Annotated in this window: 2 protein-coding genes; both read right to left on the reverse strand. The window is 39.8% G+C overall.

Going from position 1 to position 1,353, the window contains the following annotated elements:
* On the reverse strand, positions 1 to 922 hold a 922-nt coding region (locus PX484_RS22515; RefSeq protein WP_288105585.1), incomplete at its 3' end, for a cytochrome c biogenesis protein.
* Positions 923 to 972: 50 nt separating this feature from the next.
* A partial coding sequence (locus PX484_RS22520; protein WP_288105588.1) for a cytochrome c biogenesis protein CcdA occupies positions 973 to 1,353 on the reverse strand: 381 nt, incomplete at its 5' end.

Below are 1,353 nucleotides of genomic sequence, written 5' to 3' on the forward strand. Positions count from 1 at the left end.
AACTAGCCATCGGTAGCTGTAGGATCGGACTATTATTCACCTGTACTTTTACCCCAGCAATTCCCCAACTGGTTTGATAAAAAGTCACCCCTTTATGGTGCAAAGGTTGGTTAACTTGAATAGTTTTGCGATCGATCTCCTCTCCTTGATTATCGATCACCGACAAATCAGAATAAAATTGTTCTATATCACCTTTAGGACTATAATCAATCCAAAAACGATTAACTTTAATACCCCAATCTTTAGGGAGAGAATTTTTAGATAAGGGTCCAGCTTCAATAATATTTTTAACCTGAAAACTATCGCCACTAGCTACCATTTCTTGAGCGAAAAACCCCGTTAACGCTCCCCAGATCGACCCTGCTAAAATAATTAACATGGCTGCATGAACGATAATCGGACCGATTTTACCGATCAGACCTTTACGAGCATAAAGACTGTTATTTTCTAGAAAAACTTTGTAGCCTTTTTTTTCTAATAGAGGTGTGAGAGATTCTAGGGAACCAGTTTCTAATTCAGCACTTAAAGCTAGTTTTTGAAATTGGCGAGATTGTTGATAAAATTGCCATTTTCTGGCCGCCTTTAAAGCGGGTAATTGTCGTCGGAAGGTACAAGCGGTTAAACTGGAACCGAAGAGAATTAATAATGATAGATACCACCAAGTGCTATAAACATGATTTAATCCCAATAGTAATAAAACTTTCCAAGTCAGAAAGCCAAATAAAGCGGGTTTTTCAGGATAATTAACTTGGTAGAAAGATAGAGATTGACCCTGTTCGATTACCGTCCCAGAAATGCTAAAAATAGCGATTAAAAGTAAGAGGATAATTGCTAATCGCAGATCGGCAATAGTCTGGATAAATTTACGTCCCCATTGAGGCGGTGTATTCTTTAAATTTGAGGAAGTTTCCGATATAGTCATAGTTAAAAGTTTTACAATTCTAGCCAATTATCTATCATAACTCTCCACCATCACAGCAGACGGGATAATAAAGAAAAAACTCCAAAACCGATTAATAAAACCCCACTGACAGGATTAATCCACCCGGACCATTGACGTAGGGAAAGAAAGCTTTTCAGCGAGGCAGTAAAAGAACCGACGATAATTAGCGGTAAAACATAGCCGGCAGTGTAGGATAACAATAATCCCCCTCCTAAGCTTAAATCTCCCGTATTGGCCACCCATGCCAATAGAGTTGCCAGAACTGGTGTACTACACGGAGAGGCGATTAAACCAAATGTTAAACCGAGAAGATAGGACCGCAAAATCGGGGGAAAATCGCCGGTAATCCAATCGGTAGAGCCAAGGGAGGGGAAGCGCAGGGGTAATAATTCCAAGAGGTTTAACCCCAT

The sequence above is a fragment of the Microcystis sp. M49636_WE2 genome (genome assembly GCF_030065375.1).
Classification (GTDB): domain Bacteria; phylum Cyanobacteriota; class Cyanobacteriia; order Cyanobacteriales; family Microcystaceae; genus Microcystis; species Microcystis aeruginosa_C.